Genomic DNA, 13,309 nt, shown 5'->3' with positions numbered 1-13,309 from the left:
TTGCTGGAGACTCGCGGTGTCGGCAGCAGGTTGTCCGCGCAGGCGTTCAGATCCGTGGCCGGTAAAGACCAGGCTCAGTTCGCGGTCATCAGTGGTCGGACTGAATTCCAAATCATGCGAGACAATCTCGCCTTGAACGACGTCGACTGCGGGGATCACAACGTTCGCGCTTACGCGGCAGCCTTGGTTGAGCAGTATGAAAGTCACCGGCACGACCTGGCGACAGTGGGGCGTGTCCTTCCCGGCGTGCAGGAGACCCTAGATGCCGTGTCGCGACTGCCCTGGGTGCTGCAATCTGTCCTGACAGGCAATCTGCGACGGGTGGCTGAGGTAAAGCTGGAGATTTTCGGTCTCGCCAGCACGTTCGACCTGCAACTCGGATCGTACGGAGATGACGCCGATGAGCGGGCCGACCTGGTTCAGATAGCTCGACAGCGCGCGGAAGAGGCAACCGGTGCAAGATTCCCAGGTGCTCGGACGGTCCTGATCGGGGACACGGAGAACGATGTGCACGCTGCCTTGGCCGCCGGTGCGTCAGTGGTCGGTGTGGCGACTGGCTCAACGTCTCTGGAGCAGTTGACGAGTGCTGGTGCACACGCGGTGCTCGACGGCTTGACGCCGTCATCCGTTACGGGGGTACTGACGAGCATCGCCGGGCAAGCCGACGCGGTTGAGGGCAGGTGATCCTTCGCGATACCGCGTGCAGCACCTAGGCCAGTCCGTCGAAGGCGGGGTCAGGCGGGTTGGGGCTTTCGGGGGAGGGACAGGCCCGCGGCGAAGATCAGGGCTGCGGCGACCACCAGCGCCCAGAACGTCGCCGGGTAGGCGCTCTCCGGGGACGCGCCGGCGAGGTTCCGTTGCAGCACCAGGGCCACCACCGCGATGCCGAATGCCGCTCCCAGCTGGTGGAGCACCATCGCCGCGCTCGTGGCGCGGGGGACCATCTCGTCCGGCACCGTTCGGTACAGCGAGCCCATCGTGGGCGCGCCGACGAAGCCCACGCCGAATCCTGCCAGCAGCGTCCACGCGACCAGCCACGCGAACGGTGTGGTCGGGGTTGCGGTGATGAACACGACCGCTGTCGCCGCGATTGCCACGCCGCCTGCGGGGACCAGGACGCGGGCGCCGAAGCGGGGGAGCAGCTTGGCCGCGGTCGGGTTGCCCAGCAGGGCCCCGAGTCCCATCGGGGCCAGCAGGAGGCCCACTGCCAGGGGGCCCTGTTCGCGGACGTCCTGGTAGTACAGGGGGATCAGGAACAGCAGCGAGAACAGCACCACGCCCAGCACGGTCATCCCGACCGCGCTGGCGGTGTAGCTCCAGCGGGCGAACAGGCGTGGGTCGATGAGCGGCGTCACCTTGGTGCGCAGCGCGTGCACCAGGTAGGCCACCAGCAGGACCACACCCAGCCCGAGGCCGATCAGCACCTGCGGGGCGGCGAAGCCACGGCCCTCTCCCGCCTGCGACAGGCCGAACGCCAGGGCGGTGCTCGCCGGGCACAGCAGAAGGATTCCCCGCAGGTCCACCGTTGCCCGCACCGCTCCAGCCGCGTCGGTGGGGCGGTCGTCGGGGAGGTGGCGCAGGGCGAGGGCGATGGCCGCCACGCCGAGGGGGACGTTGATCAGGAAGAGCCAGTGCCAGTTCAGGCCCGCCAGGATCGTGCCGCCGAGCAGGGGGCCCAGCACCGGGCCGACGGTGATCGCGCCCAGCAGGCCCATGAGCTTGCCCACCCGGGCCGGGCCCGCGGCGCGGACCAGCAGGGCCAGCATCACCGGTTCGAGCAGTCCGCCGCCGAAGCCCTGCAGGACGCGGAAGGCGATCAGGGAGGGGATCGACCACGCCGCGCTGCACAGGGTCGAGCCGACCACGAAGACCACCAGGCCGGTCAGCCAGGTGCGCTTGCCGCCGAAGCGGTCGATCAGCCAGCCCGCCAGCGGGGTCACCACCGCCACCGCCAGGAGGTAGCCCGTGGCGACCCACTGGACCTGCTCCAGGCCCGAGGCGAACTCGGTGCGGAGGGTGTCCACCCCGACGTTGACGATCGTGGCGTCGAGGAAGGCCATCATGCCGCCCAGGACCATCACGACGATCGTGCGGACGAAGGGGCGGTCGAAGTCCGCGGGGGCGGGTTGCGTCGCCTCGGTGACCTCGGACATCGCTCTCCTCATCGGGCGGTTCGGCTGGTGGTCCGGCGGGCGGCGGGCGGTGCGCGGGGTGGTGGGACCACCCCGCGCACCGGGCCGCACCGTGACGCGGCGGACACGCTGCGTGCACGGGGGTCGGGCGAACTGTACCAACCCGGACACCGCCGGTCACCGAAAGGCGGTCACCACCTCCTCGTGCAACCGGGTGATCTCCGCCGCCGGGTCGGCCGGGGGCCTGGCCGGGACCAGGATGACGTGCTCGGCGCCCCGGTCGCGGAACTGGCCGACCCGGTCGACCACCGCCTGGTAGCCGCCGAAGGCGTAGATGTCCTCGGTGGCGAAGCCGGGCTTGTGGCGGCGGACCTCGTCGTCGAGCTGGTCGGTGAGCCAGGACTGGCCGTCGAGCTCCGGGGGGACGTAGACGACCTGCACCGCGTGGGTGACCTCCTTGCGGCCGCCGCGCGCGGCGACCAGGTCGTCGATCATCGCCCGGCGCTCGCCGAACTCGGCGGGGGCGATGAACGAGGGCACCCAGCCGTCGGCCATCGCCGCCACCCGGCGGGCCGCCCGGTTCGAGTGGCCGCCCAGCCACACCGGGGGGCGCGGGCGGGTCTCGTCGGCGTCGAACCAGGTGGCCAGGTCCCCGAGGAGGGCCTCCATGGCCTTGGCCGCCTCCCTCGGGTCAGCGATCAGCGCCTCGCGCGGGCCGCCGAGGCCGAGTTGGGCGACGAAGCGGCCGCCGGAGTCGGCGCCCAGGGCGCTGAGCCGCCCGGCCAGGGGCAGCGCGGGCATCCCGGCCGCCACCAGCACGTGCGGTCCGACGGTGATCCGCTCGGTGCGCAGGACCGCCTCGGCCAGCAGGTCCAGCACCGGGGGCAGGGTCCCGTTGGTGTTGTACAGCCACGCGGAGTCGAAGCCCGCCCGCTCGACCTCGGTGAGCAGCTGCCAGAGCCGCTCGGGGCCGGGGTCGGCGCGCAGCAGCGTGCCGAAGCAGAACCCGAAGCGCATCAGGCACCCGCCCTGCGGTAGAACGAGACGTGCGAGCGGCTGTCGGCCAGGTAGGGCCTGCTGCGCGCCCAGTCGCCCCAGCGCTCGGCGAGCACCAGCCCGGCCGACTCGCACATCAGGTCCAGCTCGCAGGTCGAGGTCAGCCGCAGGGTCATCGGGTTGAGCCTGGCCTCGCCGCCCCGGATGATCACGTGCTGGGCGAAGTAGTGCTGGTGCACGGGGTCGTACTGCTGGGCGAGCAGGTGCAGCTCGTCGGAGGTCATCCGCAGGACCTCCAGCCCGGGGTTGGTGAACACCGCCGGGTTGGCCTCCTCCAGCACCAGCACCCCGTCGGGGGTGAGGTGCTCGGCGACGCGCTGCAGGCACAGCCGCTGGGTGTCCGCGCCCGCCAGTTGCAGCAGCGAGTTGACGATGAGCACGACCTTGAACGTGCCGTCGACGGGCATGTCGATGAAGTCGCCCAGCACGGTCTGCACGAGCCCCTCGGGGTCCTTCTCCCGCAGCTGGGCCAGCATCGGCTCGGAGACGTCGACGCCGGTGACCTTCACCCCGGCGCGGGCCAGCGGGAGCGCGACGCGCCCGGTGCCCACGCCCAGCTCCAGCACCGGGCCGCCGTCGGCCAGCGCCGCCACCGTCTCGACGGTGTCGACCGGGGTCCAGGCGTGGTGCACCTGGTCGTAGATGTCGGCGAGCCGGTCGCCGTAGGTGGACTGGCGGTAGCCCTGCACGTCACTCCGCCTTGCGCGCGGCGGCGATGATGTGGGTGCCGCCGTCGATGTTGCCCGGCGCCCGGCAGGCCTCCAGCTCCCAGCGGGTGAACGCCGCCATGACCTCGGGGTCGGCGAGCAGCGACTCGTCGAGCAGCGGGGTGTCGGCGGACAGGAAGTTCGACGCCGAGGCGGTGACGACCTCGCAGCCGCGCGAGGTCAGGTGCCCGCGCAGCTCCTCCCAGGTGAAGAAGTGGGTGGTGAGCAGCTCGTAGTCGGCCTGGACGTTGGTGATGTCGCCGGTGCGCACGGCGGAGTCGATCGCGGCGAGCTGGCCACCGGCGGCGGCCATCGGCAGGATCGCGTTGAGCCCGGCGCGCAGGTAGCCGTAGCGGGAGGTGACGCTGACGATGATGGTGCCGCCGGGGCGGACCAGGCGGACCAGCTCGTCGAAGGCCTCCGGGGTGCGGTCGAGCACGCAGCTGAGCACCGAGCCCACGCAGACCACCACGTCGAAGCCCGCGGACGGGAACCGGCTCAGGTCGACGATGTCGGCCTGGTGCCAGCCGGTGACGTTGTCGGCCAGCCCGGCCTCGGTGACCTTCTGCTCGTTGATCGACAGCTGCACGTCGGACAGGTCGCACACGGTGACCGTGGCCCCGGCGCGGGTCATCTCCAGGGTGAAGCGGCCCGGTCCGGCGCCCGCCTCCAGCACCTTGTCACCCGGCTTGACCAGGTCGGCGATGACCTCGCGGTGGATCCGGTAGTTGATCTTGTTCTCGAACGAGCTCTCCAGCCGGTTCCACTCGTTGGCGCCCCAGTTGTTGTAGAAGGAGCGGGTGGTCTGCGGCTGGTACGCGGCGGACGTCATGGGCGGTTCTTCTCCTCGGCGGGGGTGGGCCCGGCCCGGTCGTGGGCCGGGGTGGGGGTGGGTCAGCGGGTGTTGGCGGCGTGGTAGGTCAGGTCGCGGGTGCCGAGCCGCACGCGGCTCCCGCTGGTCAGGGTGAACGGCTGGCCGGGGGCCAGGCGGACCCACATGGCGCTGTCCGGCTCGCGGACGTGGGTGCCCTGCGGGTGGCCGCGGTCGACCACGGTCACGTCCCACTCGCGCAGCTCCAGGTCGGCGTGGGCGTCGCCGAGCAGGCCGGTGCCGTCGGGCAGGGCCAGCGCCGCGGCGCGACCGCCCGCGACCTTGGCGTCGCCCTGCGGGGCGGTGCCCAGGACCAGGTCGCGGTCGAGCACGTGCGAGGCGCCGTCGCCGTCGACCAGGTAGCCCAGCGCCGGGCGGGGTGCCTGGCGCGGCTCGTGGGTCAGGCCGTGCATGGCGGTGCCGCAGGAGGCGCAGTAGCGGGCGTCGGGCCGGTTGAAGTGGCCCTGCTGGCAGTTGATGCCCCACACCAGCGGGGAGGCGCCCGCCACCGGTGCGGACTGCTGCGCCGGGGTGCCCTGGAACATCGGCAGGCTGCCCAGGCCTTGCTGGGCGGTGGACGCCCCGGTGCCGGTGGGCGTGGTCGCGCTGTGCAGGAGCTTGCGGGTGGCCGGGATCCGGCCGAGCAGGACGGTGCCGACACCGACCGCGACCGCGACGACACCCAGGTCGATGGCGGCGGTGACCTCGTCGACCAGCCAGGACTGCGGCAGCGCGAAGGCTTGCAGCACCCAGGCCGCCGCGGCCTCGGGGACCAGGGCCAGCACCACGAACAGCGGGGTGGGCCAGTCCTGGGCGGCGCGGCGCTTGCGCACCACGTCGTAGATCGGGTCCCAGAGCACGACGCCGAGCGCGAACAGCAGCGCCAAGCCGATGAAGCCGGAGAACAGCACCTCTTCCAGCGTTGCGAACCCGACCGGCAGCACCAGCGCCAGCAGCACCGTCAGCACGCCGCCGACGACCGCCGAGCTGAGCAGCCGGGCGGCGACGCGGCCGCCGTAGGTGGGCGTCGGCGCACCGGTGGTCGGTGCGGCCTGCTGCGGGGTGCCGCCCAGCCAGTCCGGTGTGGACGGCGAGGCGGTGGTCTGGTGCTGGGCCGGGATCGGCGGCAGCGGCGGGGTGTACTGCACGGGAGGCGGTGGCGGTGGCGCGACCGGGGGAGTGGCCGCGGGCGCGGGCGGGGCCAGCGTGGCCACCCCGCCCCCGGAGCCGTTCACCTGGTTCGCGGCCGCGGACCCGCCGGAGGTCGTCATCGCCTCGGCGGCCATCACCACCTCGTCCGCCGCCTCCTCCACCGGCAGCTCGGCACCCCTGCGGCGCAGCACGAAGCCGTCACCGGAGACCACACCGCTGCGCACGCCGACGGTGGCGGCCGCGGTGTCCACGCCGCGGGCCTGCACGGTCAGCGAGACCACGTCGTCGGGCGCGTCGCAGCGGCGCAGCCCGCCGTCGACGCGGCCGCGGACGCGCAGCTGCGCCGACGGCCCGTCCGCGGCGACCTCCAGGGCGCCGTGCACGTAGATCGTCATGCCGAAGGCGCCCTGCACCACCGCGGCGAAGGCGGGCGCCGGGGCCGCCGCGGGGTCGGTGAACAGCGCCTCCAGCCGGGCGCCCGCGTCGGGCGCGCCGTCGCAGAGCAGGCCGAGCAGCCGGTCGAGGCCGTCTCCCGGCACGTCGTCGGGCACCAGCAGCACCGCACCGGGGTACCGGCCGACCAGGCCGGTGCCCGGCCGCACGGCCGTGGTGAACTCGTCGAGGGTCACAGCAGTCTCCCACCTCGGAATCGCCAGCGGACCGACACCACCCGCAGCGGCCCGTGCAGGCACAGGAACACCAGGAGCCAGGTCGTGCCGAAATGGATCGTGAAGGGCAGCGCGCGCACGTCGTAGTCGAGCACGTCGCGCATCAGGAAGAAGACGACGACGCCCTCGGGGATGCCCTCCAGCAGGGTCAGCACCGCAGGCCAGTCCTTCTCCCAGCGGAACTGCTGCAGGAGCTGGTAGACCGGCTCCCACAGCACGACGCCGACCGCGGCGGTGACACCGATGGCGGCGAACGTGGTCTCGTAGGTGTCCGCGGTGGTGGCGAAGCCGACCGGCAGCAGCGGGCTCAGCGCCAATGTCCACAGCAGACCGGCGGTGGCGAGCACGAACAGCCGCGACTGCCACCTGCCCAGCATCGTCGGGGTCACGGGGCCACCCCCCGCATGAACCGGCACCACTGCGCCACCGAGCGCGCACTGGTGATCTTCTTGCCGAAGCCGTCGTCGGCCAGCTGGTCGGCGATGCGCAGCGCGGCGTACTGCAGGCCGAGCAGCGAGTCGGCCGGGGCGTAGTAGGCGCCCTCGGTGGCCGCGCCCGCGGCGAAGATGCGGCCCGGTCCGCTGCGCAGCGCGGTGATCTCGAAGCCGGTGCTGACGTCCAGCCTGCCCAGCACGTTGCGCGGGGCGCCGGAGACCTCGACCAGGTCGTGCAGCAGCCGGTGCGAGCGCAGGTCACCGATCAGGCCCGTCGCGTCGACCAGGTAGTCGGCGGTGATGGCCTGCGCGGCGCCGCCCGCGTCGGTGCAGTGCAGCTGCACGGAACCGGAGTCGGTGCGGTCGACGCGGGCGATCGTGCCCTGCACGGCGGTGTAGGAACCGTTGCGGCGAGCGCGTTCGAGCTGCTTCTGCCAGCCCTTGCGGTACGGGGTCGTCGAACCCTTCATGACCTTCCACAGCTCGCGGCGCTCGTCATCGCCTGCGCGTTCCAGGCGCATCTTGAGCTGCCCGCCCCAGGAGGCCTTGGGCCAGTTGAAGCCCTGGTGGGCCCAGCCCTTGCCGCCGCGGCGGCGCATGAACCGGGACGGGCCGTGCGGGCCGGAGACGTAGTTGCGCAGCAGGTGCACGATGCGGGTCTGGGCGCCGTGCTGCTCGCGGTCGTTGAGCAGCCGGTGGATGATCGCGGAGGCGGCGATGCCACCGCCGCGCACCACCACGGTCCCCGGCCGGGACTTGAGGTCCTCGTAGACGTGCTCGTGCGGCTCGTAGGCGTTGACGAAGCGCTGGGCGTTGCCGTGGCGGGCGCGGAACTCCTGCATGTCCGGCAGGAACCGGATGCTGGGGTAGCCGACGGCCAGCTGCACGTGCGCGCTGCGGTAGATGACGCGCTGCCTGCGCGCGCCCTGGGTGGTGAAGACGGTGAAGTAGCCGCCCGCGGCGCGCCTGCGGACCATGCGGGCCTGGCCGTGGGCGACGCTGTCCCAGTAGCCGATGCGGTCGGCCTCGCGCCGCATTCCCTCGAACACCTCGCCCGCCAGCGGGGTCCAGTAGTCGGTGAGCAGGTTCTCGGTCAGCACGTTCCACAGCGGGGCGAGGAATCCGGTGACGCTGCGGGAGCGGAAGGCCCGGCGCGCGGCGTAGCTGGGGAAGCCCCAGAGGTTGTCCGGCATGGACGAGGCGTCGGAGCGGATGCGGTAGTTCGGGGGGAGCTGGGAGACGCCGGTGAGGTAGGCGTAGTTCTCCCACGGGTGCCGCAGGTTGGTCAGGACCTTCACCTGCTCCGGCCGGACGCCCGCGATGCGCAGGACGTCGACCATGACGAACGACCCCATGCCACCGCCCACGGTGACGAACGGCACGTCCACCACCGGGATGCCGGAGGCGGCGACCGCCTCGTCGGTCCACACGGGACTTCTGAGCAGGTGGTCGGGGATCTCGGCTGCCTGCTCGTCGAACCCGGGCGGACCGGGCGGCGCGAGCACTCCCCGGTGCTCTGCTGGGGGCATGGTTCTGCCACCTCCACTGGTTGGGGTTCGGGGCGGACCTGCTGGGGGGCGGGGCGGCCGCGCTGTGGTCGCGGGCCGCGCTCCTGCTCTCCCCACTACTGAACCACCGGGGGCGACCGGGGTACAGGGGCAGCGTCCGGAATGTAGGGTAGGGACGCGGAAGGCTGTCACGGCAACGGGAGTAGCCCGTGCGGGCGGTGTCCTGCGGACGGGAGGTGCCCGCGGTGGAGGTGCCCGACATCCCGGGTATGCGGGTGCACGGTGAGATCGGCGGGTCCGGGACCAACGTGGTCTACCTCGCCGAGGACCGCCTGCTGGGCAGGCGGGTGGTGGTCAAGACGCTGCGCCGCGGCGTCGCCGACGACCCCAGGGTGCGCGAGCGGTTCCTGTCGACGACGCGGATGGCCGCCGGGCTCGACCACCCGCACGTCACCCGGGTGCTCTCGGCCGGTCTGCTCGGCGGGCCGGGCGGGCCGCCGTACGCGGTGTACCAGCACGTGCACGGCTCGGACATGCAGCACGTGCTGGACGAGGAGGGGCCGTTGCGCCCCGCGCGGATCGCCGACGTGGTCGACCAGCTGGCCTCCGCGCTCGACCACGTGCACGCCTGGGGCCTGGTGCACCGGGACGTGACGCCGCGCAACGTGCTCGTCGCCCCGCGGGCGAACGGGCACTGCTACCTGTCGGACTTCGGCATCGCCCTGGAGGCCAGGGTGCCGGGCAGCTCCGACCAGCCGCGACCGGAGCGCTCGGCCGGGTCACCCGGCTACGCCGCCCCGGAGCAGCTGGCGGGCCTGCCCACCGACCACCGCGCCGACGTGCACTCCCTCGGTGCGCTGGTGCTGGTGTGCGCGACCGGGGTGCAGCCGTGGCGGCTGGCCGAGGAGCCGGGGCTGCGCGAGTGGGTGCGCGCCCGGCTGCCCGGTGACGGCGAGGTGCTGGCCGGAGTGCTGGACCGGGCGATGCACCGGGACCCGGCGGCCCGCTACAGCACCTGCCAGGAGCTGGCCACCGCGGTGCGCGCCTGGGCGGGCGCGCCACCGCGGTGACCTAGGGCCTGTCCTCACAGCCACGCCCAGCGATAGCCGCGCCAGATCGAACGCCTGCGGCACCGGCCGAGGACCAAGTACATCCAGTACGAGGTCCCTCGTCCGGGCACCGACGGCGTCCGATCTGATCACGACTCTCACAGAGCAGGCTGTGAGGACAGGCCCCAGTCTCAGCCGCGCTTCTGCTCGGCCGGGGTGTCCAGCTCGACCGAGCTGCCCGGTCCCGCGTGGGTGTGCAGCGCGGGCACCTCGGGCACGCCGGTGCCGTCGGCGGGCTTGTCCGGGTCCGGCGCGGTGGCCGCGTCCGGCTCGGGCTCCGGGTCGGTGTGCTTGCGCAGCGCCTTGGGCAGCGAGAACGCCACCACCAGCGTGAACAGCACGCCGCCGCCACCGGCGATCATCAGCGTGACCGGGGCGTTGGTCGCGTCCAGCAGCACACCGCCCGCGAGGTAGGACACCGCCGCCGCGACGCCGATCGCGCCGTAGAGGTTGCCGAAGACGCGGCCGAGCATGCCCGCGGGCACCATCCGCTGCAGCATGGTCGACGAGGCGACGTCCATGCCCGCGATGCCCAGGCCGCGCACGGCCTGCACGGCGAACGCCGCGGCCACCGACCAGGCCAGACCGGTCAGGAAGTTGCCCGCGCTGGAGACCAGGAACCCGGCCACCAGCAGGGTGGGCATGGCCAGCTTGCCGCTGTAGCGGGTCAGCAGCGCGTACCCGACCAGCAGGCCGATGCCGACCGCGCCGAGCAGCAGGCCGACCGAGGAGTCCCCGGACCGCAGGGTGTCCTTGGCCAGCAGCACCAGCGCCACGTCGTCCACGCCGTTGAACATCACCACGGCGCAGAAGCCCAGCGAGATGATCCGCACCGCCTTGGTGCGCAGGATGTAGCCCAGGCCCACCTTCGCGGAGGTGAGCAGGCCGCCCTCGTCGGCCTCCGGCGCGGCCGGGGGCATCGCCTTGGTGGCCAGCAGCACCACCGCGGACAGCAGGAACGACGCGGCGTCGACCAGCAGCACGCCCTGGACGCCGATGAACGGCAGCAGCGCGGCGGCCACCAGCGGCCCGAACGCCTCGGCGCAGTTGGAGCCGAAGCCGATCGAGGAGTTCGCGGTCTCCAGGTCCCGTTCCCCCACCATGGCCGGGATGGCCGAGCGGGAGGCGGGCTGGAACACCTGGCCCGCGATGGCGCGGGCGCCGACCAGGGCCAGCAGCAGCGGCAGCGGCGGCAGGGCCAGCGCGATGGCCAGCATCAGCCCGCCCTGCACGACCTCGCAGACGATCATCACCCGGCGCAGGTCGAACCGGTCGCTGATGGCCCCGGTGATGGGGCCGAGCAGCGACGGGACGAAGTCGCCGACCAGCAGCAGCAGCGCCACGGCCAGGCCCTGCCCGGTCGTGTTCGCCACGTGGAGCATCAGCGCGACGAGGCTGAGCGAGTCGCCCGCGTAGGACACCACCCGCGCGGTGAACAGCGCGCGCAGCGGCCGGTTCGCCTTCAGCAGCCGGAACGCGCTCGGCGCGCGCTCGGCGTCGGCGTCGACGGTGGACATGGTCAGCTCCCCGAGTTCTGGTCAGCGTGCGGTGCACCGAGAGTACCGAGACCGTTTCGCTCCGTACCAGGGTGATAGGGGTGGATGGTGGTTTCGCCCGTTCTGCTCACGGCGCGGCGGGGGGTTCGGCGGCCGCCATCGCCCGCCGCAGGCTCAGCGGGCGCAGGTCGGTCCAGGTGCGCTCGATCCAGTCCAGGCACTCGTCCTCGGTGCCCTCCGGGCCCACCGGCTCCCAGCCCGCGGGGGGCTGGCGGTCGGCGGGCCAGACCGAGTACTGCTCCTCGTGGTTGACGACCACGCGCGTGCGGGGGGCCACCCGGCTCACCGGCCCGCGCGGGCGGAGCCGCCCGCGCCCTGGTTGAGCAGGATGGTCATGTCGGCGGAGTTGTGGTTGACGGTCACCAGGTCGGTGTTGCCGTCGTTGTCCACGTCGAAGCCCGCCAGGCCCCCGCGCGGGTCGTCGCCCACCTTGTAGGTCGTGCCCTCGCTGAAGCGGCCGGAGCCGTCGCCGCGCAGCACGCTGACGTCGTCGGTGGCCGAGTTCGCCACGGCGATGTCGAGGTAGTCGTCGCCGTTGAGGTCGACGACGGCGACGCCCGCCGGGGCCCCGCCGTTGACCGGGTAGCGGCGCGCGTCGCCGAACCCGCCCTCGCCGTCGCCGAGGAACACCGAGACGTCGTTGGAGCCGTAGTTGGCCACCACCAGGTCCAGGTGGTCGTCGTCGTCGAGGTCGACGGCGGCCAGCCCGGCCGGGTCGTCCGCGGTGGTGAGCACCTCGGGGGCGCGGAAGGCGCCGCGGCCGGTGCCGTAGAGGATCGACACGTCGTGCGAGCCGAAGTGGCCCACGACCAGGTCGAGCACGTCGTCCTCGTTGAGGTCGGCGGCCAGCAGCCGGATCGGGGTGGCCGCGACGGTGGTCTTGACCGCCTCGGACAGCCCGCCCTCGCCGTCGCCCATCAGCACCGAGATGTCGCCGCCGACGTAGTTGCTGGTGACGACGTCGTCGTTGCCGTCGCCGTCGAGGTCGGCCACGAGCACGCGGTTGGGGTCCTTGCCCGCGTCGAACTGCACGCGGCCGGTGAAGGAGCCCTTGCCGTCGCCGAAGGCCAGCGACACCGCGCCGAGCATGAAGTTGGTGACGGCGACGTCGGGGACGCCGTCGCCGTTGAAGTCACCGAGGCCCACGTCGGAGGGCACCGGGCCGACCTCGGACTTGAGCGGGTCGGCGAAGGAGCCCTTCCCGTCGCCCAGCAGCACCGACACGGTGCCCGCCTTGGACAGGAAGTCGCCGGTGACGACGTCGGGGATGCCGTCGCCGTTGACGTCACCGACGGCCAGCGACGCGGGCCCGTCACCGATCTCCAGGGTGTCCGGCGACTGGAACGCCGCCTCCTCCGGCAGGGCGCAGCCGACGGCGGTCAGCGCCGCGGCGCCCAGGACCGCGGCCAGCCGGGCGCGGCGGGTGGTGGTCTTCATCGGTTCTCCAGTTCTTCCTCGGCCCGCCGGAACAGCTGGACCATCAGGGGGTCGGTGACCTTGCCCGCGGCGAACTCGCGGGCGAAGCGGCTGTGGTACTCGGCGAACCAGCCCGCGTCCTCGTGCAGGAACAGCACGTCGTGCGGGGCCATGTGCCGGATGACGAAGCAGGGGACGGGCCCGGTGGAGACGTGGAAGCCCGGGTTGCGGACGGCCACCTCCGGGCAGCCCTGGTAGAACTGCCCGATCATGGCGCCGCCCGCGACCATGTCGGGCTTGACGGCGCGGTGCACGCCGTCGAGCAGGGGCAGGTGCTCCTCGGCGACGTTGGGCAGCGCGATGACGAAGCTGCGCTGGCGGCGGGCGACCGCGGAGTCCGGGGTGCCCGCCACGAACACCTCCAGGTAGCCGCGCAGCAGCTCGGCGATGGCCCCGGGGTCGGAGCCGTCCAGCTCGGGGTGCAGCACGATGCGCACCTGGTCGGTGCGCAGCGACTGCGGGACGAACGGGCACACCGGCCCGCCGCGGCCCAGGTCGGGGTGCGGCTTGCTGATGTAGTCGCGCAGCCAGTCCAGCACCTCGTGGGCGTGGCGCAGGTCGGTCAGCGAGACCGGGCTCTTGGGCGCGGGGCAGGCTCCCGGTGGGGAGCTGTCGGGTCTCATCGGGCTGTTCCTCCGTG

General features: G+C 72.8%; 13 protein-coding genes. 2 read left to right on the top strand and 11 right to left on the bottom strand.

Annotated elements, in window-relative coordinates:
• Nucleotides 1-684: HAD hydrolase-like protein (locus BJP25_RS18985; RefSeq protein WP_075976320.1), on the top strand; the 684-nt coding region annotated here is incomplete at its 5' end.
• Between the two features lie 50 nt (nucleotides 685-734).
• On the opposite strand, the gene BJP25_RS18980 is transcribed toward BJP25_RS18985, so the two are convergent.
• The 7 genes from BJP25_RS18980 to BJP25_RS18950 form a co-directional block, all read right to left on the bottom strand.
• The gene (locus BJP25_RS18980; protein WP_075976319.1) at nucleotides 735-2,153 is read right to left on the bottom strand and encodes a DHA2 family efflux MFS transporter permease subunit; all 1,419 of its coding nucleotides are present in this window, start codon (nucleotides 2,151-2,153) and stop codon (nucleotides 735-737) included.
• 156 nt (nucleotides 2,154-2,309) lie between these two features.
• Nucleotides 2,310-3,149 carry an LLM class flavin-dependent oxidoreductase gene (locus BJP25_RS18975; RefSeq protein ID WP_075976318.1) on the bottom strand — a complete coding sequence of 280 codons (840 nt, stop codon included), beginning with the start codon at nucleotides 3,147-3,149 and terminating at the stop codon, nucleotides 2,310-2,312.
• Nucleotides 3,149-3,877: a class I SAM-dependent methyltransferase gene (locus BJP25_RS18970; RefSeq protein WP_075976317.1), complete on the bottom strand. Its 729-nt coding sequence runs from the start codon at nucleotides 3,875-3,877 to the stop codon at nucleotides 3,149-3,151. Before BJP25_RS18970 ends, BJP25_RS18975 begins: the two co-directional genes overlap by 1 nt.
• 1 nt (nucleotide 3,878) lies before the next feature.
• Nucleotides 3,879-4,727, bottom strand: a complete 849-nt coding sequence (locus tag BJP25_RS18965; RefSeq protein ID WP_075976316.1) for a class I SAM-dependent methyltransferase — start codon at nucleotides 4,725-4,727, stop codon at nucleotides 3,879-3,881.
• Nucleotides 4,728-4,789: 62 nt separating this feature from the next.
• Nucleotides 4,790-6,547, bottom strand: a complete 1,758-nt coding sequence (locus tag BJP25_RS18960) for a hypothetical protein (protein ID WP_075976315.1) — start codon at nucleotides 6,545-6,547, stop codon at nucleotides 4,790-4,792.
• Nucleotides 6,544-6,975: a hypothetical protein gene (locus BJP25_RS18955; RefSeq protein ID WP_075976314.1), complete on the bottom strand. Its 432-nt coding sequence runs from the start codon at nucleotides 6,973-6,975 to the stop codon at nucleotides 6,544-6,546. The genes BJP25_RS18960 and BJP25_RS18955 overlap by 4 nt, the downstream gene beginning before the upstream one ends.
• Nucleotides 6,972-8,549: a hypothetical protein gene (locus BJP25_RS18950; RefSeq protein WP_198943551.1), complete on the bottom strand. Its 1,578-nt coding sequence runs from the start codon at nucleotides 8,547-8,549 to the stop codon at nucleotides 6,972-6,974. The genes BJP25_RS18955 and BJP25_RS18950 overlap by 4 nt, the downstream gene beginning before the upstream one ends.
• A gap of 224 nt (nucleotides 8,550-8,773) precedes the next feature.
• Between BJP25_RS18950 and BJP25_RS18945 the strand changes: the two genes are divergently transcribed.
• Nucleotides 8,774-9,598 carry a serine/threonine-protein kinase gene (locus BJP25_RS18945; protein ID WP_075976312.1) on the top strand — a complete coding sequence of 275 codons (825 nt, stop codon included), beginning with the start codon at nucleotides 8,774-8,776 and terminating at the stop codon, nucleotides 9,596-9,598.
• A gap of 170 nt (nucleotides 9,599-9,768) precedes the next feature.
• On the opposite strand, the gene BJP25_RS18940 is transcribed toward BJP25_RS18945, so the two are convergent.
• The 4 genes from BJP25_RS18940 to BJP25_RS18925 all read right to left on the bottom strand — a co-directional run bounded on the left by BJP25_RS18940 (nucleotide 9,769) and on the right by BJP25_RS18925 (nucleotide 13,292).
• Nucleotides 9,769-11,154 (bottom strand): MFS transporter, encoded by a 1,386-nt coding sequence (locus tag BJP25_RS18940; RefSeq protein WP_075976311.1) that lies wholly within the window; start codon nucleotides 11,152-11,154, stop codon nucleotides 9,769-9,771.
• A 106-nt stretch (nucleotides 11,155-11,260) separates the two neighbouring features.
• On the bottom strand, nucleotides 11,261-11,470 hold the full coding sequence (locus BJP25_RS18935) for an MbtH family protein (RefSeq protein WP_269844556.1): 210 nt from the start codon (nucleotides 11,468-11,470) through the stop codon (nucleotides 11,261-11,263).
• A 5-nt stretch (nucleotides 11,471-11,475) separates the two neighbouring features.
• Complete coding sequence (locus tag BJP25_RS18930) at nucleotides 11,476-12,630, bottom strand: FG-GAP repeat domain-containing protein (RefSeq protein ID WP_075976309.1); 1,155 nt, start codon at nucleotides 12,628-12,630, stop codon at nucleotides 11,476-11,478.
• Nucleotides 12,627-13,292 (bottom strand): DUF6875 domain-containing protein, encoded by a 666-nt coding sequence (locus tag BJP25_RS18925; protein ID WP_075976308.1) that lies wholly within the window; start codon nucleotides 13,290-13,292, stop codon nucleotides 12,627-12,629. Before BJP25_RS18925 ends, BJP25_RS18930 begins: the two co-directional genes overlap by 4 nt.
• Between the last annotated feature and the right edge of the window lie 17 nt (nucleotides 13,293-13,309).

Origin of the sequence: Actinokineospora bangkokensis (assembly GCF_001940455.1) — a bacterium.
Lineage (GTDB): Bacteria > Actinomycetota > Actinomycetes > Mycobacteriales > Pseudonocardiaceae > Actinokineospora > Actinokineospora bangkokensis.
This window is presented reverse-complemented; position numbering and strand designations above follow the sequence as displayed.